Origin of the sequence: Haloferax prahovense DSM 18310 (genome assembly GCF_000336815.1) — an archaeon.
Taxonomy (GTDB): domain Archaea; phylum Halobacteriota; class Halobacteria; order Halobacteriales; family Haloferacaceae; genus Haloferax; species Haloferax prahovense.
This window is the reverse complement of sequence record NZ_AOLG01000029.1, coordinates 69,530-88,261: the sequence shown is the minus strand read 5'-3', so window position 1 is coordinate 88,261 and position 18,732 is coordinate 69,530. Positions and strand designations below refer to the sequence as shown.

The window sequence follows — 18,732 nt, the reverse complement described above, 5'->3', positions numbered from 1 at the left end:
TTCGGAAAAAGAGGCGGTCCGAACCCGCTACTTCGCCGAGATGCTGAACCCGGAAAGCGAGTCCTTCGCGTCTTTGACGAACGTGTGTTTCCCCGTGATTCGGGCCGACCCGGTGATGAGCGGCGTCGTCAGCGTCACGCCGCCGCGTTCGTCGGCCGCGACGAGTCTACCTTCGAAGCGCGTGCCGACGATGCTCTCGTGGAGGTACGACTCGCCGATGTCGAGGGCGCCGGCCTCGTGGAGGAGTGCCATCTTCGCGCACGTCCCGGTCCCGCACGGCGAGCGGTCGACCTGCCCCTCGCCGAAGACGACGATACTTCGATCCACCTCGTCGGGCGTGCCGTATATCTCGGTGATCGAGACCGAGCCCGCCTCGCCGGTGAGCGGGTGGACGATATCGAGGCGCTCGTTGACGGCGTCGCGGATTTCGAGGCCCCAATCGACGAAGGTCGATGCGTGCCGCGGTTCGACGGGTAGGTCGAGTTGGTCGCTGTCGACCAGCGCGAAGAAGTTGCCCGCGTAGACGACGTCGACGCGGAGCGGCGAGTCGAGAAACGAGACCGGGACGGTCGCCTCGTCGTAGACGAACGACCGGACGTTCTCTATCGTGACGCGCTCGACGCCGCCGTCGGACGCGTATTCGGGCGTCGCCTCGACGAGTCCGGCCGGCGTCTCGACGCGGACGGTCTCGCATCGGTCGAGTCGCCCCAGTTCGAGGAGCGCGGAGACGACGCCGATGGTCCCGTGGCCGCACATGTCGAGATAGCCCCGACTGTCCATGAAGAAGACGCCCACGTCCGCGTCGGGACGGGTGGAGGCGACGACGACCGCTCCGAACATGTCGTCGTGGCCGCGGGGCTCCCGCATCAGCAGGTCGCGCACCCAGTCGTGGGTTTCGGCGAACGAGTCGCGGCGCTCCCGGACGGAGTCGCCCGCGAGCGCGGCGCGGTCGATACCGTCGACGACGATGCGGGTCGGCTCGCCCTCGGTGTGCGTGTCGATGGTCGTAAACGACGCGTCCGTGGCGAGGTCGTCGAACTCGAACTCACTCTCGTCCGCGAGTTCGTCGGCGTCGTTTCCGTTCATTCGTCCACCAGTTCGAGCCGGGCGATTTGCTCGTCGGACCAGTCGTAATGCGGCTCGTCAATCGCTCGGAGCGACCGCACGCACTCGTTGTAGCGGCGGCGGGCAATCGGCGCGTAGGGGTCGTCGGGGTTCGCGCGAATCCACCCGCGGAGGTCGGAAAACGCCCGGGGCGAGTAGCTATCGATGTCGTCCTGTTCCCGTAAGAGCGCGAGTTTGCGCTCCTCGGTGCGGAGCGACCGGACGAGGACCGCGGCCGCGACGCCGGGCAACAGGAGGAGCGAGACGAGCATCGAGACCCACGTGAGCGTCGACAGCGCCATCTCAGTCGTCACCTCCCGGGACGGCCGCGGAACCGGACGGCGGCTCGTCGCCGACGACGCTCATCACGAGCGTGCTCACGACGACGAGTCCGGCCATGAACGCGACGCCGAGCAACATCAACCGCTGGTTCGCGGTTCCGATGCTGGAGTAGACGCCGTAGCCGAGGATGAACACCATCACGACGGGGATGACGTACTTCACGACCGAATTCCACCACGCGCCGACGTAGATGCCGGCGTTACGGTTGAGGTCGAGGACGCGGGCGCGTTCGGGGCCGAACTTCCACGCGACGAGCGCGATGATGGAAAGCGTCGCGAGCGGGAGGCCGAAGCTCCCGAACATGAAGTCCATCTGCCCGAGGAACGCCGACGAGTAGGCGCTCGGGAGGCCGAACACCCAAATGGCGCCGCAGGACGCGAGCACGGCACCCGTCCGAGAGAGCCGCGTCTCCTCCGAGACGGTGGTGACGGCGACCTCGGTGATACCGAGGCCGGAGGTGAACGTCGCGAAGAAGAAGGAGACGAAGAACACGATAGCCCACAGACTCCCGCCGGGGAGTTCGGGGAACACCTGCGCCATCGAGATGAAAAGCAGGTTCGACCCGGCGCTCGGTTCGAGTCCGAACGCGAAGACGACGGGGAACGTGGCGAACACCGCGAGCAGACCGATGCTCGTGTTCCCGATGGCGGTGAACAGGCCGCCGCCGAGCGGCACGTCGTCGTACCGGCTGAGGTAGCTCCCGTAGGTCAGCGCGATGCCCCACCCGAGGCCCGTCGAGAACAGCGCCTGACTGAGCGCCGCGACCCACGTACTGCCGCGGGTGAGGTACCCCCAATCGGGCGTGAAGACGAATGCGACGCCCTCCATGCCGCCGGGGAGGGTGATGCCGCGAATCGAGACCGCCACGAGGGCGACGACGAGCAGCGGAATCATCCACTTCACGACGCGCTCGATGCCGCGGCGGATACCGAACACGAGGACGCCGGCCAAGCCGGCCATCGTCACCGTGTGCATCCCGACGACGAGCGTCGGATTGTTGATGAAGCCCTCCCAGAATGCTTGCGGCTGGAACCCCGGCTGGGTGAACGTCATGAGCACCGAGTGGCCGGCGTAGTAGAGCGCCCAGCCGATGATGGGCGCGTAGTACGACATCAGCGCCACGTTGACGATGAGGACCACGAGGCCGAGACCCTGCGCCCGCTTGCTCCCGAGGACCGTTCTGAACGCTCCGATGACTCCGTGGTTCGTGTACCGGCCGATCATCGTCTCGGCCATCAGCCCGGGGACCGCGATGAGATACAACAAGAGAATGTAGGCCACGAGGAAGGCACCGCCGCCGTTTTCGCCCGTCGTAAACGGCATGCGCCAGATGTTGCCCGCGCCCACCATCGCGCCGAGCATCGCCATGAGGAAACCGAACCGGCTTCCCCACTCTTCTCGCGCCGTTCTCGCCTCTGAGTCTGACATGATACTGCTACCCAAACCCTTGAACAGAAGGTAGTTATACGGATGTGCTACTATGGTCGGGGTTGTCAACGAAAGATGTATAGAAACGCTGTTGAGACGATTCGGTAGTTATCGGTATATACCTCGGATTCGAGTGCTACAGACGTTATAAACCGCGATTAATATCTCTTCCACAAGTGTCAACAAGTGGGAAGGTTTCGGCCGGGACAGCCGGTCGGACCGTATCATAGTCGGGGATGGGTATATAATCGCGAAGCGAACACCACCGGTATGGTCACGACCAGCGACGAGCGAGCCGAAGACGACCGGACGCCGCGAGACGAACGCCGGACGAAACGCGACTCGGAAGCGCGTCGGTGTGCGTGAGAGACGAGCGGGCGGACGAGGTCGAGCGGGCGGTGCTCGCGCTTCTCGACCGCCGTGGACCGACGCCGATAGACGAGATACTCGCCGGAGTGGACGGACATCCTATCGAGATAGAACACGCCTGTAGCCGACTTCAGCGCGCGGGCGAACTCCGAAGCCGGAGTTGCGGCGTGTACGCTCGCCCGACCGACGACGGCGGGAGCCGGCGCGTCGCGCCGCACGACGAGTAGGCAGTCCTCGACCGCGTTTTTTCGCCTGTCTAGCCCAGAACCGACAGCGACTCGGCCACCCCGACGGCGACGGAGTCGGTGGTCGACCGGCCTCTCACGAGGGCCACCCTCCCATGGACAGACACTAGTATAACTCGCCCTCCGCCGAGGACTCAGCCATGACGAACTCAGTCACGGGGCGACTGTCGGCCCAACGGTGCCCGGAGTGCGGTTCGGAGACGCAGACGCGACACGGAATCGAACGCTGTACGGACTGTACGTGGCGCGCGCCACAGGGGGCCGACTGAACGGAAAGACGCTGTCGGTACCGCGGGCGCGACCCGTCGAACTGACACCACCGTGTCCGGAGTAAACCGGAGAGAAAGTTATCGAATCGAATAACGAGCGGCGTCGACGGCGTTACGGAGTTGACTCCGCGTACTGGTTGAGGAGTTTCGCCTCGGCCTTCCGGAGATGTTCGAGCAGCGTGGTCTTCGAGATGTCGAGTTCGTCGGCCAGTTCCCGCGTCGTCGTCTCCCGCGGCCACGTGTAGTAGTCGCGCCGGCAGGCCAGTTCGAACACCTCTCGCTGGCGGTTCGAGAGCTTGTCCAGTTGGTGTGAGACGTGGTTTTTCGCGCCGGCGACGGAAGTGACCTTGGTGACGATGATTTCGGCCTGATTCGCCGCCTCCAGCGAGTCGAGGCGTTCGCGGAGGTCGGCCCGGTCGTCGGTGTCGATGACCGGCCAGTACTCCCATCCGTCGTCGACGCGGACGGGCGCGTCGTGGACGAAGCCGTGCGACAGAAGCGAGTCGGTCATGCTGTTTTCGGGGTCGTACTCGACCATCATCTCCCGCGTCGTGTTGCCGACGTTCGACGCGCCGTTGTCGAACTCGTGGCGGGGGCTCAACTCGGAGACGGAGTCGGTGAGCCGCGACCGCTCGGTCGCGCGGACGAAGTCGTCGATGTCCTCGACCCGGTCGGCGTAGACCGTGAAGTGTCCCTTGACCGTGTCCTCGGGCGTGTTGTACACGGTGTGAGCGGTGACCCCGGCGTCGACGTTCTCCGTCACTTCCAGCGTCCAGCAGTCCGGGTGCCAGACCTTGAGCGTGAGTCTGGTCGGGCCCGTGAGTTCGGAATTCGGTGCGCTAGCGTTCGACATACGAGACGGTTACACTCCCGTGTGGTATATATCCAACCGACCATGGGAGGGCGGGGCGGAGTCGGACGTCTCGGATCGACGTCGGCGCTTGCAGCCGACGTGAAGCCGCCGTCGGCGTACCCGATTGCTACTTCGCCTCCATGGCGAAAATCGGGACCGCCCGGCCGAGAACTACTCCAGCGTGAGCGAGAAGCCCCACGTCGCCTCCCGTCTGTCGTCGTCAGCGGACCCCGAGAGCCCGCCGACGGCGAAGTCCGCCTCGAAGCGGAACTCGCCGACCGGGAGACAGCTCGCTTCTTCCTTCTCGGACTGGGCGACGCCGTAGAGGTTCAGCAGCTCCGACCGCGACTCGCCGGGTTCGAGCGAGAGAATCCGGTACTCCTCGGTCACGGCGATGTGGTCTTCGAGCCGCCAACAGCCCGCCTCGGCGGGATACTCGCCGTCCGCGGGGAGGAAGATGAGGTCGTTCGTCGTGTCCGAGACGTACTGGAAGAAGACGGTTCTCCCCTCGCCGACCTCGACGACCTCGTCGCCGGTGTTCGTCAGCGTGATGCGGACCTGCGGCGGGTGGTCGTCGTTCGCGAGGTCCTCCGTTATCTCGACTTCGTGTTCGACGGGCACGTCGGGAGCGTCGTCGACGCCGACGAGCGAGATGCCGGGACCGCCGGACGGGCGGGTGCCGCCGGTTCCGTCGTCAGTGCCGTTTCCATCCGGGAGGTCGTCCGTCGTGTCCGTCGGCTCGTCGGTCGTCTCGTCGTCAGTCGTCGCGCCGTCGTCCGACCCGCCGTCGCCGACGCAGCCGGCGAGGAGACCGAACGAGAGGAGGGCGGTCGAACCGAGGAAGGTGCGTCGTGTCAGGGACATACCCGTTAATCGTCGCGGACGGGAATAACCCTACGCGAGAGTCAAATCACGATTTGAGTCACGGGGCGGCGTCGCGGTGGCTGCGGTAGTACTCCCACTCCGCGTCGGTGCCGTAGTGGACGACCAAGTCGGTCGCGGTCTGCTCGGCGACCCCCGACGCGCGCCTGAGTGCGGCGGTGTTCCGTTCGAGCACCGCGGCCGCGACGGCGTCCGCGCTCCCGAAGTGCTCGAAGAGCGCCCGCGAGGCGCGGTCGCCGGCGTTGGGAACCGGCGCGCAAGCCGCCCGAATGCGCGCCCGTTCGGCCCGGTCGTCCACGCGGTCGACCCACGTCGGAACCCACGCGGCGACCGCCTCGCGGTCCTCGTCCGACGCCGGCGGCTCGAACTCGCGGACCGAGTCGTCGACGACGCCGCCGAACCGCGCCGAGACGGAGAGGCCACCCGGATGCGGGAGGACGTGGACGCCCAGCGAGTCGCCGGGGTCGATACCGACGAGCACCGCGGGGACGGCCTTCTCGAAGCGGAGCGCGAAGTTCGCCGGCCGCGGCTCGCCGGGCGGGTAGATGACCCACTCGTCGCTCGGCAGTTCGACGCGCTCCGGAAGCCAGCCGAGCTCGTCGCTCTCGGCGGGGGCGGCGTCCTCGGTCGCCGGGTCTGTGTCGCGTGTCACGTCGGTCCCTCGCTCAGGGGCGTCGGAAATCGACGCCGTTCGTCGCGTGGACGGACTGACCGGGCGCTGATAAGACACGCGGTTACGACTGTCGGGCGACGCGGACTGTCACGCGGAGCGACCGAGTACCACGCTCGGCACGAACTACTCACACCCGGCCGCTCAAGTACATCGAGCACGAACGCGTCTCTATGCCCGTCGTAGAAGTCAATCTCCCGGACGAACTGCTCGTCGAGTTCGAACAGCTCGTCGACGAAGAGTTCATCAGCGAAGAACAGGCCGTCGAGGAGCTCCTCTCGATGGGAATGGACGCCTACGGTGCCCCCGTCGACGACGAGGACGGCGTCCAGTCCGACTTCGTCCAGAGCGCCCAGAACAACCTCTTCGACACCGCGGGCGACCCCGGCGGCCTCGACGACGACGTGCTCTGAGGCGGCGACGCTCCGCCAGAACCGTCGACATCTTGGCACCGCGCCGAACTATTTCTCGTCGAGAGCGCTCGTTTCGCCGACTCGGCAGACCCGCTGACCGTGGAGACCGTCTCTCTCGCCCCGGTATGCTGTGGATAACCGAGCCGAAACCGTCGGTTTTCTCGACTCTCACGAATCGAATCCGGTCCGACGCGTTCGAATCCGCAGTTCGGTCGCCGACGCGACGCTCGCGCGACGGCGCGCACCGGCCCTGTCGCGGACGGCAGACCGCACACCGACCGCCGAGTCAGGTCGGGAGGAACCGACTCCCGGCACCGACCTCGAACCCGTTAGCGGACCCATACTAATTCCGTCACCGCGCGACGGTTCAGGCATGTCCAAACGCGCGCACGCCCGGAACTCGGTGCTCGTTCCATCGGGCAACTACACTTGCATCCGGTCGCTCGGCGAGCGGGGAATCCACACGGTGATGGCCTCCGAACACGACGACACGCCGGCGGCCTCGTCCCGATTCTGCGACGAACTCGTCCGCATTCCCGCCCCGAAAGACGACCTCGTGGCCTACAAGGACGCCCTCGTCGGCATCGCCGCCCGACCGGACGTGAAGACAATCATCCCGACGCGGCCCGAAGACGGCTACATCTTCTCGAAGTACCTCGACGAGTTCGAGCAGTACGTCGACCTCGTCGTCCCCGACTTCGAGACGCTCCGCCGGGTCCACGACCGAAAGCTCCTCTACGAGGCCGCCGTCGACGCCGGCGTCCCCATGCCGCGGACCCGCCTGTTCAGCGAGGTCGAAGCGTTCCACGAGCCCTCGATTATCAAGCCGCGGTACAACGTCGTCGCCGGCGAGTACGTCGACAGCTACGACCCCCACGAGTACGACATCGTCAAGAGCGTCCGCCACGTCCGCCCCGGCGACCGTCCGGACCCCGACGAGATATACGCCGAGATGAAACACGACCCCATCGTGCAGGACTACGTTCCGACCGAGGACAAGTACATGTTCGCGGCGCTGTACGACCACGGCGAGCCCCTCGCGACGTTCCAGCACCTCCAGATTCGCGGAAACTCCTACACCGGCGGCGGCGGCGTCTACCGGACTTCGGTGTACGACCCCGAACTCGAATCCGTCGCGCGGAAGCTCCTCGGTCACATCAACTGGCACGGCCTCGCGTGCATCGAGTACCTCAAGGACGCCGAGACGGGCGAGTTCAAACTCATCGAAATCAACCCCCGGATGTGGCAGTCACTCCCCTCGACTGTCCGCGCGGGCGCCGACTTCCCGTACTACTACTGGCTGCAGGCGACCGGGCAGAAACACCGCATCGAACCGGGGTACGAACTCGGCGTCGGCACTCACTACCTCTGGGGCGAACTCGGCTACGTGATGAGCGTCCGCCGCGACGACTCGCCGCTTGTCGAGCGCCCGTCGTTCGTCAAGACCGTCTGGGAGGTCGCCTCTTCTATCTACCACGAGCCGAGATTCGACCTCGCGCGCCTCGACGACCCGGTTCCCTTCGCCCGCTACGTGCACCACGCGCTGTTCAACCGTGGAGACGACGAGAACGACGAGGAATCGACCGCCGGCCGCGACGGTGACGGAGACGACGTGAAAGAGCGAGGAACCGGCATCACGCTGACGCCGGGACTCAACTTCAGAGGTCGCTGAGCAGACTGGGTGTCCGTGCGCCGCCGCTCACCGTGGCGTTGTGGAACGCCGCGGAGCGCGGTTAGCAGTCGGTCCTCGTCAGGAGCGCGCCTTCGCGCGCTCGTGATACCATCCGCCGAACGCGCCGAGTGGAACGACCAACCAACCGGCAGCGATAACGGCGAAAACCACGCTCACTGGCAGCAGTAGCGCGGTGAAGACGACCGCCTCCAGTAGAACCATCTCACCGCGGGTGAAGTTCGAGACGCCGACGAGGAAAGCGGGCCCGAATCCGCCCGTGACAAGACTTCCGAGTGCAGTCAGCCCGCCGAAAAGCGTACCGTATCGTTGGCGGTCGTCGTCGGGTCGCAGCCGTCGCCAGAGCAGCGTGCCCACGATAAACGAGGTCGGTATCGCTATCGGAACGGCCACCAGTCCGAGACCGAAGACGAACCCGAGTGTCCCGTTCATCGCGCCGACGAGAGTCAGCAGCCCCGCAGCACCGAACCAGAGGGTGATTGCCAACAACCCGGTTGCAGCCATCGCTATCCCGCCGCCGACGTCGTTTCGCTCGGCGTACGGGAGCCGTCCGGGACCGTACCGACGACAGAGCCGAACCATAGGTCGAACTGCGGCGCACGTCCCGATAAATGTTATTTCGAATACATTTGTCGGTTTGCAGCGGGACCGAGGGACTGGTATCACGCTGACGCCGGGACTCAACTTCAGGGGTCACTGAGCGGACCGCTCGTTTCTCTGTCGGCGCTCCCGTGGCGCTGTTAAACCTACCGGAGCCCCGGTTCGATGCGGTCGACGAGTCCATCGAAATCCGTGTCGAAACTCAACACGGCGTCGATGCCACGCGACTCGCACAGCGAGACGATGGTCGCATCGGTGAAGCTGAGGTCGTGGTCCTCGTATCGGCGGAGCGTCTCCAGCGACGCCCGGACGTCGTCCGGTTCGACGTGAATCGTCTCGAACACGTTCGGAAACGGTTCCTCGCCGAGAATGCGACTGGCAACGGTATCCGCAGCCTCGAACGAACCCGTTCGAGCGCGCGTGAGCGTTACCGTCTCGTCGAGAACGTAGTCGTTCGTGTACGGCTGTCCGAACTCCCCGTCGAACAGTTCGTCGAACGCGCTGACGGCTTGGTCGTGCCTGTCGGCATCCGTATCGTGGTGCGCGAAGAACACGCCGGTATCGACGAGGACGCTCATCCGTACAGCACGTCGTCGATGTCTTCTTCCGTCGTCGTGACGCCGGACGAAACCATCCCGTCGTGGAACTGCTCGCGCTCGGACTCCGAAAGCGGGACACGTTTCTCGCGGAACGAGTCGATGAGGTCCGCCTTGGACTCGACGGCGTTCTCGACGAGCCGCGCCAAGACTTCCTGCTGCGTCACTCGCGTCCCGGTCTTCAGCCGAATCTCTGCCTGTAACCGTTCGAGGCGTGATTTCGTGTCGTCGTCCATCTTCACCGACGTGACCATGTTCGGCGGTAGAACATACTACTGGGTAAGGTTTGCTACTATCTTGACTGGCGTAACGCTGACCGGACTGGGTGCGATATTCAGCGCGGTCACGGCGATTGCCGACGACTGGGGGTTCCGATAGCGCCTTGGCCGACGCCCGTTCACTCGTCGCGGAACGCGCAGGTCGCGGTGTAGGACACGTTATCGAGCAGGAGTTCGACACCGCGGGTCCGGGTCGGCGGACCGCTGACGTTGATGCTGGAGTTCTCGATAGCGCAGTCCGACGCGCGGTTGACGAGCACGCCGCCGACCCGGCCGTTCGGCAGGTGGATACAGCTATCGACGATGCGGGAGCCGTTTCGATTCTCGTCGACGACGACCGCCGAACCGTAGGGCTGACTCTCGCACGCCCCCGAGATGGTGACGTTCTCCAGGACCATCCCCCATGGCTCCCGCGCGATGGCGGTGTCCACGGGACCCGCGTAGATGGTCTGGACGCCGGTGTCGTTGACGATGCGGCAGTTGCGCATCGTGAAGCCGCCGTGGCTCCCGTAGGTCGGGACGGTGATGATGCCCGGCGAGGACGGACTCGACCGGAAGATGAAGTCGCAGTCCTCGATGAGAACCCCCGTGTAGCCGTGGCCCGTCGAGTCGATGCGGAGGCCCTCGGGACTGTCGAGTCTGTCGCCCTCCCGCGCGTGTTCGTTGAGGTTGTCCGCGTCGACGATGACGGTCGCACCCTTGATCCACGAGGTCTTGGTCGGATGGTCGCCCGCGGAGATGCGCATGTTGGTGTTGTCGTTGTTCTTGAACAGGCCGCCCTCGACGCGGAGGACCCCGCGGGTGTGGGTCGCGCGGAACGACGACNTTCTTGAACAGGCCGCCCTCGACGCGGAGGACCCCGCGGGTGTGGGTCGCGCGGAACGACGACGACCCGCGCTGTTCGATGTGGCAGTCTATCATCCTCACTTCGCCGACCGACCGCTCGGTGATGCGAATCCCGGCGACGCCGTTCGGGTAGCCGGGGAGCGCCGCGCCCTCGCGCATGTAGACGCGACGGGCGACGTTGACGCCCTCCACCGAAGTGCAGTCGAAGAGGAGCAGTTGGTCGCGCGCGTGGCTGTCCGTGGGGGTGCGGCCGAGCCACTCGACGTCCTCGACGAGCGCGCCGTCGTCGTTGGCGAGCCAGATATCGGCGCTCGTGGTGTCGTCGTCGGTCTGCTGGACGGAGAAGTTCTTCAGGACGTGGTGGTCCCCGCTCGTGATTCGGAGCATCCGGAACCGCTCGCCGGGGTCTGCCGGCGGGAAGACGAACTGCACGTCCTTGTGGGAGTCGCCGAGGCCGACGAGTTGGAAGTTCGAGACGCCGCGGTCCCAGTCGTGCTCGCGGGTGATGAGGTAGTCACCCGGCGGGAACTCGACGGCCGTGTCGTCGCCGTACACCCCGTCGAGGATGTCGTCGACCGGCTCTTGGCCCGTCGGGTCCATCCCGAGGTCGTCGACCGCGTGGAAGACGGTGAGGTCCGGTTCGGGCGTCGGCGTCTCCTCGGTCGTCGGCGTCTCGGTCGGCGTCTCCTCGTCCGGCGTGTTACAGCCGGCGAGCGCGGCACCGATACCGACCGCGCCGAGCGTCTTCAGGTAGGTTCTGCGATTCACTGGCAACCACCCGCGTGCTCGGAGCGTTCCCGGTGACTGTCGGGCGTCCGTCGAGCGTCGGGGGCGGGTCGCCTCGAAGGGCGAGACGAGAGTTGGAGAGAGAGGGACCGACGTCGGTTACACATGTTTCCCGTCAGTTGGACCGGGGAGGTGATTGGTAAACGGTGTGTAACCGGGGGTGGCGGGGCGAAAGCCCCTGAATCCGGACGGGTCTGCGGCGACGAAACGGGCGAGAGACTGTGCGAAAAACAGGTCAAAATCGGCGACATTCGCGGTTTCCGACGCCGTCAGTCCGTGGCTACGGAAATTACGAGTGGCATTACTATCGACTCGTGACGACAGTTGTCCGTATGAAACTATCACGGCGTTCGTATCTCGGACTGAGCGCCGCCGTGCTCAGCGGCTGCGTCGCGAGGGGCGGTGAATCAGCCGGTACTCCCGAAGCGACCGCGACGAGCGAGCCGCCGGTACCGACGCCGCGGTTCAGCTACGACGACCCGAGCGTCGACGCGGCGGGCGACCCGTTGGCGGTCGCGTTCAACAGCCGAGAGCGGTTCAGAGACGTTGGATGGCTCGTCGACGACTTCGAGGACGAACGGCTCTGGGGGACGTTTGCGGGGCGGTACGCCGTCGAAGAGGACGTCGTCTACTGCGGGGCGCAGTCGCTCCGGCTCGAAGCGACGCCGGACGACGAGCGGGTGTGGATTTACCGGACGTTCGAGGACGGTATCGACCTCTCGGAGGCCGACCTCTCGCTGGCCGTCAACCTCGAAACGCCCGACACCGAGGGCATCACGGTTCGCCTCGCCGCGCCCGACTACGACAACACGCTGCTTCTCGGTCGGCACATCTGGAAGGCAGGCTGGCAGCGCCTCGACCTCGGGCCACAGCGCGTCACCGGGTCGCCGGACCTGACGAACGTCACCGAGATAAGCATCCAGATGTACACCGGCGGCGGTACCGCGGCGCGGTTCTACGTCGACTCGCTCCGGGCCAAACCGCGGGCCGGCGCGGGCGCGGTGATGATAACGTTCGACGACAACACCCGGAGCCAGTACGACACGGCGTATCCGATACTGGAGTCCCACGGCTTCCCCGGCGTCGTCGGCGTCATCCCGTGGACCGTCGGGTCGAGCCACCGCATCCCGCGGTCGGGGATGGACGAGATGGTCGAATCGGGGTGGGACATGGTGAGCCACCCCCAGCAGTCGGACTCGTTCCGCGTCCTCTCGCCGGCCGACCAGCGCGCGAGCATCAGGGAGTCGAAGGCGTGGCTCGTCGAAAACGGGTTCGAACGCGGGGCCGACTTCATCATCTGGCCGTACGGCCGGTACAACGAGTCAGCGCTCGACGTCGCGAGCGACTACCACTACCTCGGGTTCGTGACCGTCGGGGGACCGACCGGCGCGATATCCGACCCGCAAATCGTCGGCCGGACCGACGGTGACGACGTACAGAAGGCGAAGAAGGCGCTCGACTTCGCCGCCCAGTACAACCAGCTCGCGGTGCTCATGTACCACGACGTGACCGGAGAGGGACGCTCCGTCAGCCCGGCGGCGTTCGCCGAGACGATAGACTACATCGACGAACTCGGGCTAGACGTGGTCACCGCGTCGAGCTACTGGGACTCGATCCGAAACACCATCTGACGCGGCGGTTCGCCCGGCACGCCGGCCCGAGTACGGCGACATGCTGCTTTTCAAGACAGTCTCGACGGACGTGATACGGATTCGATTAGTCGCGGTTTCGTGAACGTTAGACAACCGTTCTAACCGTCCTAAACGCCTGAAATTCGGCTTTGCATACGTGTTGCTGACGACTAACAAAGACCCGAACGGCCCAATCACCGGGTCGAAGTATCGATGTTCCTACGCACTCTCCAACTCGATTCGCGGCCGCGGGACGACACGCCCGACGGCGGCGGACCGGTCGACACGCCGCGTTCAACACAGGGGTCGCACGCGAGGGGCGATGTACCGCGGTAACGCCGTCGGCGTCGTCGTGCCCGCGTACAACGAGGCGCGGTTCGTCGGCGGCGTCGTCGACACGCTCCCCGCGTTCGTCGACCGCGCGTACGTCGTCGACGACCGCTCGACCGACGGGACGTGGGAGGAGATTCGGCGGCACGCGGCGCGCGCGAACGAGCGAGCGGCCGAACCGGTCGTCGCCGCGGCCGACGGCGGCGCGTCGCTCGACGGGCGCGTCGTCCCGATTCGACACCCGGTCAACCGCGGGCGCGGCGCGGCCGTCAAGACCGGCTACGAACGCGCCCTCGCCGACGGGATGGACATCGTCGTCGTGATGGACGGCGACGGACAGATGGACCCGGATATCATGCCCGCCATCATCGACCCCGTCGTCGACGGAGACGCCGACTACGCCGTTGGCGACCGACTCGCCGCGCGGGACACCCGCCGGGGGATGCCGCCGTGGCGGCTGTTCGGCAACCTCCTGTTGTCCGGGCTGACGCGCATCGCCAGCGGCTACTGGCACATCCGCGACCCGCAGAACGGCTACACGGCTATCTCGGCGGAGGCGCTCTCGGAGCTGGATTTCGACCGGCTGTACGACCAGTACGGCTTCCTGAACGACCTGCTCGTGAACCTGAACGTCGCCGAAAAGCGCGTCGCCACCGTGCCGATGCGCGCGCGCTACGGCGACGAAGAAAGCGGTATCAGGTACTCGACGTTCGTCCCCGGGCTGTCGTTCCTCCTGCTCAGGGACTTCGTCTGGCGACTCCGCGTTCGATACCTCGACGGCGGCGTTCACCCGGTGGCCGTCCTCTACGCGCTCGGCGTCGTGAGCGTCCTCGCCGGCGCGCTCCGACTGGTCGGCGGGGTCGCGTCGAAGGACCGACCGGGTCGGCAGTCCCTCACCGGACTCCTCGTCGGCCTCGGGTCACTCGGCGGCGCGATGGTCCTCGACAGCCGCGAGAACGAACGGTTGCGAGTCGCGGCGGAGCCGTCCGCGTCGTTCGAGCGGGGCGCGTCGAACGGGGCACAGCCGTCGTCCCGCGTCGGCGGTGCCGACGAGAGCGACGAGAGAGCTGAGAAGGAACCAGACGGTCGCGAGATAGTCGGGAGTTAGTCACCTCGTACCGCCGAAATCAGGGGTGTGAGGTGCTCAATAACAACAGCCTAGTCGCGTCATATAACCGGTAATGGAGTCTACATCACACAGAAAAGGACGGTTGAACCAGGCACTCGACGAACTCTCGTTGGACGTGCCCACTGCGCTCCTCGTCGTCGTCTCGAGTAGCCTCGTTGCGGTTCTCGACGTCGTGCCGACCGTCCAAGCCCTCGTCGGACTCCCCGTGCTGCTATTTCTTCCCGGTTACGCGCTGTTGCTCGCGCTGTTTCCCGCCGGGTCGTCGGGCAATCCGGGCGAGGGACCGTCGTTCGGCCGGTTCGAGTGGCAGCCGGACCTCGGCCTCACGGAGCGATTTGCGCTCGCTTTCGGGATGAGCGTCGCGCTCTTGCCGGTGGTCGGCCTGGCGCTCCTCTGGGCTGGCGTCGGACTGAACGCCGCGCCCGTCCTGCTCGCGCTGTCGGCAATCATCGTCGGCGGCCTCGCCGTCGGCGAGGTACGGCGGCGGCGACTCCCCGAGGGAGAGCGCTTTCACGTCCCGATTCGGCGCTGGTACGCCGACGTGGTCCGGTCGTTCGACCAGTCCTCTCGGGTCGACTCGCTCCTGAACGTCGCGCTCGCGTTCGCCGTCCTCCTTGCCGTCGCGAGCCTGAGCTACGCGCTCGTCGCACCGGGGACGGGCGAGTCGTATTCGAGCCTGTCGCTTCTCACGCGGGACGCCGACGGCGAGTTCGTCGCCGCCGACTACCCCGAGGAACTAACGGTGGGCGAGCAGACCGAACTGTTCGTCTCCGTCGAGAACGCCGAGGGGGAGGCGACGAGCTACACGCTCGTGGCCGAACTCCAGCGCGTCGAGCGGGTGAACGGCGAGACGACGGTCGTCGAGCGGCAGGTCCTCGGGTCGCGGACGGAGACCGTCGGAGACGGCGAGACGTGGCAGGCCCGCCATATCTTCGCCCCGGAGCTGACCGGCGAGGATCTCCGGCTCACCTACTTCCTGTACGAGGGCGACGCGCCGGCGGAGCCGAGTACCGACACGGCGTACCGCTCGGCGTACGTCTGGCTGACCGTGACCGAGGAACCGACTGAAGACACGGCCGCCAGCGACGACGCGGCGTAACCGCGTCGTACTGACGTCCGAACTCAGTTCTCGGCGTACTGCGTCGCCGGACGCGGCGGTCGCTCGGACGCGCGGGGAAAACGGAGAAAACCGCGTCGAAACGCGAAAACTGGGTGCCTCTGCTGCCTGCGGCGTCACCGTGCGAGCGACGCGCCGTCTACTGGTTCGCTATTCTGCCGTGCTGTCGTCTCAGCCGTCGTTGTCTTCGAAGGTCAGCGCCGCGTCGCCGGTCAGGTTCATCTTCTTGATGTCACCCGAGAACCGGAAGGCGTCGACGTTGTCCGTGACGGAGCCCGTCACCTTGCCGTTGGTGACGCTGTCGTCGCTCTCGGTCGGCCCGACGAGCGGGTCGTTCAGGATGTCGCCGGAGACCATGAAGTCGTACGTCGTCTCCGTGCCGTCGCCCTCGACCACGAGGGTGTTCGGCAGCGAGAACACGCTGGGGTCGACCCGCGTGCCGTTGACGTAGACCTCGGCCTCGCCCTGGAGGAACGACAGCGACGTAATCGTGCCCGTGAAGGTGAACGTGTCGTCGACGCCCTCGGTGGTCACCCACCCCGTCGCGGAGCTTTCGGACACGTCGTCCCACTCTTCGACGGTGTCGCCCGAGGCCTCGAGCGTGCCGCTGACACTGACTTCGTACTGCGTCTCGACGCCGGTGCCGACGAGGCGCAGTTCGTTCTGGCTGTCGGTGGAGTCGTCCGTCGAATCCGTCGAGCCGTCCGTGCTCGAATCGGTCGAGGAATCGGTCGTGGCGTCGGTGACCGTGCTCTCGGTCACCTGCTCGCCGTCGACGTAAATCTCGGCCTCGCCTTCGACGAAGCCGAAGGAGGTGACGCTCCCCGCGAAGTTGAACGTGTCCTCGACGCCCTCGGTCGTAATCCAGCCGCTGGCGGAGGTGCCGTCGATGGTGTCCCACGTCTCGACGGTGTCGCCCGAGGCTTCGAGCGCGTCGCTGACGGTGAACTCGTACTGGGTCTGGGTACCCGTGCCGACGAGGCGCAGTTCGTGCGAGAGGTCGGTCGTCGAGTCCGTCGTGGAACCGTCCGTCGAGTCGTCCGTGCTCGAATCGGTCGTCGAGTCCGTCGTGGCGTCCGTGACGGTACTCTCGGTCACCTGCTCGCCGTTGACGTAAATCTCACACTCGCCTTCGAGGAACGAGAACGAGTCGACGTCGCCGGAGAACGTGTAGGTGTCCTCGACGCCCTCGGTCGTAATCCAGCCGGTCGCGGTGCCGCTGGAGATGTCGTCCCACTCCTCGATGGTGTCGCCCGACGCCTGCAGCGAGTCCGTCACGGTGAACTCGTACTGGGTCGTCGTGCCCGTGCCGACGAGGCGAATCTCGTTCGGGAGGGGTTCGGTCGTCGAGTCGTCCGTCGAGTCAGTCGTCGAATCGTCGGTCGTCGAATCGGTCGAGTCGTCCGTGGTCGACGAGTCGCCGCCGGTGCTCCCGTCGGCGCTCGGGAGCGGACAGGAGTCGCTGCTCGTGATGTTGCTCGTGTCCACGTCGGCCCCGCTGAACACCGTCGCCTGCCCGGAGACGTTGATGTTCGAGTCCAGAATCTCGCAGCTCGTGGCGTCGTTGACGAGGACGCCGTCCACGTCGCCGTTCGGGAAGTGGATACAGCTGTTCTGGACGGTCGAGCCGTTGCGGTCGTTGTCGATGCAGACCGCCGCGCCGGCGGGCTGGGACCGCGTACTCCCCGTGATGGAGACGTTCTCGAGGTTCACGCCCCACGGCTTGTCCGCGGTGTCGGTGTCGACGGAGTCGGCGTGAATCGTCTGGACCGACGTGTCGTTCTGGATGCGGCAGTTACGCAGGGTGAAGCCGCCGTGGCCGGCCCACGTCGGCGACGAGACGATGCCGCGCGAGGTGGGACAGGACTTGAAGATGAAGTCACAGTCCTCGATGAGGACGCCGGCGTAGCCGTTGCCGGTGGAGTCGATGCGGAGGCCCTCGGGACTGTCGAGGCTGTCGCCGTCGCGGGCGTGCTCGTTGAGGTTGTCCGCGTCCATGATGACGGTCGCGCCCTTGATCCACGAGGTCTTGTCGGGGTGGTCGCCCGCGGAGATGCGCATGTTGGTGTTGTCGTTGTTCTTGAACAGGCCGCCCTCGACGCGGAGGACCCCGCGGGTGTGGGTCGCGCGGAACGACGACNGTTCTTGAACAGGCCGCCCTCGACGCGGAGGACCCCGCGGGTGTGGGTCGCGCGGAACGACGACGACCCGCGCTGTTCGATGTGGCAGTCGACGAGGCGAATCTCGCCGACGGAACCGCCCTGCACGCGGATACCCGCGACGCCGTCGGGGTAGCCGGGAAGTTCGGCACCCTCGCGCATGTAGACGCGGCGGGCGACGTTGACGCCGTCGACGGAGGAACAGTCGTACGCGAGGAGCTGGCGGCGGGCGTTGTTGTCGGTGGGGGTGCGGCCGAGCCACTCGACGTCCTCGATGAGGCCGCCGTCGTCGTTTATCATCCAGATGTCCGCCGTGGTGGTGTCGTCGTCGGTCTGCTGGATGGAGAAGTTCTTCAGGACGTGGTGGTCCCCGCTCGTGATTTCGAGGAACCGGTACTTCTCGCCGTTGTTGCCCGACGGGAAGACGAACTGCACGTCCTTGTGGGAACTGCCGGTGCCGACCATCCCGAAGCGGGAGACGTCGTCGTTCCAGTACTGCGTCTCGGTGGCGAGATACTCACCCGGAGGGAATTCGATGAGCGTCCCGCTCCCGTACGCGGCGTCGAGTTGGTCGTCTATCGGTTCGTTTCCGTTGGGGTCCATTCCAAGGTCGTCCACCGCGTTGACGACGCGGTCCCATTGGATACCGAAGCGCTCCTCTGGTCCAGACGCAGCCGACGCGACGCCGGCAGAGAGGGCAGTCGATGCGGCCGCCGCACCGAGTTTGAGGTAGTTCCGCCTGTTGAGTTGCGATTCGAGGATGGAGTCTGAATCCGCCGCAGATTCGTCGTCATCTCCATCGGTTAGTCGTACCATACCCGAGGAAAGCCCTCGTTAAGGTGATAATCATTATTGCGAGGTATAATCAGGTTAGCTACGATTACTTACGGAATTGATTCGGATGGAGGCCAGTTAGTTACCAGTTGCATTCCAGAGACACACCTTATATTCTCTCAAAAAGATATCAATTATAGATGTATATACGACCAAATTGG

General features: G+C 65.8%; 15 protein-coding genes and 2 pseudogenes. 6 read left to right on the top strand and 11 right to left on the bottom strand.

The window, feature by feature from the left end; translation table 11 throughout:
• Positions 1–27: 27 nt before the first annotated feature.
• From C457_RS09845 to C457_RS09835, 3 genes are read right to left on the bottom strand one after another with little or no spacing between them, the layout of a single operon-like run.
• On the bottom strand, positions 28–1,086 hold the full coding sequence (locus C457_RS09845) for a proline racemase family protein (RefSeq protein WP_008094174.1): 1,059 nt from the start codon (positions 1,084–1,086) through the stop codon (positions 28–30).
• On the bottom strand, positions 1,083–1,406 hold the full coding sequence (locus tag C457_RS09840; RefSeq protein ID WP_008094173.1) for a hypothetical protein: 324 nt from the start codon (positions 1,404–1,406) through the stop codon (positions 1,083–1,085). Before C457_RS09840 ends, C457_RS09845 begins: the two co-directional genes overlap by 4 nt.
• 1 nt (position 1,407) lies before the next feature.
• A complete protein-coding gene (locus C457_RS09835; protein ID WP_081909262.1) occupies positions 1,408–2,874 on the bottom strand; it encodes a sodium-dependent transporter in 1,467 nt (488 codons plus the stop codon).
• A gap of 362 nt (positions 2,875–3,236) precedes the next feature.
• On the opposite strand from C457_RS09835, the gene C457_RS09830 reads away from it, so the two are divergent.
• Positions 3,237–3,470, top strand: coding sequence for a hypothetical protein (locus C457_RS09830; protein ID WP_008094169.1), 234 nt, complete (start codon positions 3,237–3,239; stop codon positions 3,468–3,470).
• Between the two features lie 399 nt (positions 3,471–3,869).
• On the opposite strand, the gene C457_RS09825 is transcribed toward C457_RS09830, so the two are convergent.
• The 3 genes from C457_RS09825 to C457_RS09815 all read right to left on the bottom strand — a co-directional run bounded on the left by C457_RS09825 (position 3,870) and on the right by C457_RS09815 (position 6,144).
• The gene (locus C457_RS09825; RefSeq protein ID WP_008094167.1) at positions 3,870–4,610 is read right to left on the bottom strand and encodes a helix-turn-helix domain-containing protein; all 741 of its coding nucleotides are present in this window, start codon (positions 4,608–4,610) and stop codon (positions 3,870–3,872) included.
• Positions 4,611–4,781: 171 nt separating this feature from the next.
• The gene (locus C457_RS09820) at positions 4,782–5,474 is read right to left on the bottom strand and encodes a hypothetical protein (RefSeq protein WP_008094165.1); all 693 of its coding nucleotides are present in this window, start codon (positions 5,472–5,474) and stop codon (positions 4,782–4,784) included.
• Positions 5,475–5,532: 58 nt separating this feature from the next.
• The gene (locus C457_RS09815) at positions 5,533–6,144 is read right to left on the bottom strand and encodes a hypothetical protein (protein WP_008094163.1); all 612 of its coding nucleotides are present in this window, start codon (positions 6,142–6,144) and stop codon (positions 5,533–5,535) included.
• 191 nt (positions 6,145–6,335) lie between these two features.
• Between C457_RS09815 and C457_RS09810 the strand changes: the two genes are divergently transcribed.
• Positions 6,336–6,575 carry a DUF7120 family protein gene (locus C457_RS09810; RefSeq protein ID WP_004978002.1) on the top strand — a complete coding sequence of 80 codons (240 nt, stop codon included), beginning with the start codon at positions 6,336–6,338 and terminating at the stop codon, positions 6,573–6,575.
• A gap of 373 nt (positions 6,576–6,948) precedes the next feature.
• The gene (locus tag C457_RS09805; protein ID WP_049913492.1) at positions 6,949–8,247 is read left to right on the top strand and encodes a carboxylate--amine ligase; all 1,299 of its coding nucleotides are present in this window, start codon (positions 6,949–6,951) and stop codon (positions 8,245–8,247) included.
• 78 nt (positions 8,248–8,325) lie between these two features.
• Here the strand turns inward: C457_RS09805 and C457_RS09800 are convergent, their stop codons facing one another.
• From C457_RS09800 to C457_RS09785, 4 genes and pseudogenes are all read right to left on the bottom strand, one after another.
• The gene (locus C457_RS09800) at positions 8,326–8,769 is read right to left on the bottom strand and encodes a hypothetical protein (protein ID WP_008094157.1); all 444 of its coding nucleotides are present in this window, start codon (positions 8,767–8,769) and stop codon (positions 8,326–8,328) included.
• A gap of 242 nt (positions 8,770–9,011) precedes the next feature.
• Positions 9,012–9,443, bottom strand: a complete 432-nt coding sequence (locus tag C457_RS09795) for a type II toxin-antitoxin system VapC family toxin (RefSeq protein ID WP_008094155.1) — start codon at positions 9,441–9,443, stop codon at positions 9,012–9,014.
• The gene (locus C457_RS09790; protein WP_008094153.1) at positions 9,440–9,715 is read right to left on the bottom strand and encodes a hypothetical protein; all 276 of its coding nucleotides are present in this window, start codon (positions 9,713–9,715) and stop codon (positions 9,440–9,442) included. Before C457_RS09790 ends, C457_RS09795 begins: the two co-directional genes overlap by 4 nt.
• 143 nt (positions 9,716–9,858) lie before the next feature.
• Positions 9,859–11,185, bottom strand: a pseudogene (locus C457_RS09785) (hypothetical protein).
• Between the two features lie 560 nt (positions 11,186–11,745).
• Between C457_RS09785 and C457_RS09780 the strand changes: the two are divergent.
• The 3 genes from C457_RS09780 (at position 11,746) to C457_RS09770 (ending at position 15,560) form a co-directional block, all read left to right on the top strand.
• Positions 11,746–13,002, top strand: coding sequence for a polysaccharide deacetylase family protein (locus C457_RS09780; RefSeq protein WP_049913491.1), 1,257 nt, complete (start codon positions 11,746–11,748; stop codon positions 13,000–13,002).
• A 322-nt stretch (positions 13,003–13,324) separates the two neighbouring features.
• Positions 13,325–14,440: a glycosyltransferase family 2 protein gene (locus C457_RS09775; protein WP_008094147.1), complete on the top strand. Its 1,116-nt coding sequence runs from the start codon at positions 13,325–13,327 to the stop codon at positions 14,438–14,440.
• Positions 14,441–14,513: 73 nt separating this feature from the next.
• Entirely contained in the window at positions 14,514–15,560 is a 1,047-nt protein-coding gene (locus tag C457_RS09770) for a DUF1616 domain-containing protein (RefSeq protein ID WP_049913478.1), read from the top strand.
• Between the two features lie 189 nt (positions 15,561–15,749).
• Here C457_RS09770 and C457_RS09765 read toward each other — a convergent pair.
• Positions 15,750–18,553 (bottom strand): annotated as a pseudogene (locus C457_RS09765) (hypothetical protein).
• Positions 18,554–18,732: the final 179 nt, after the last annotated feature.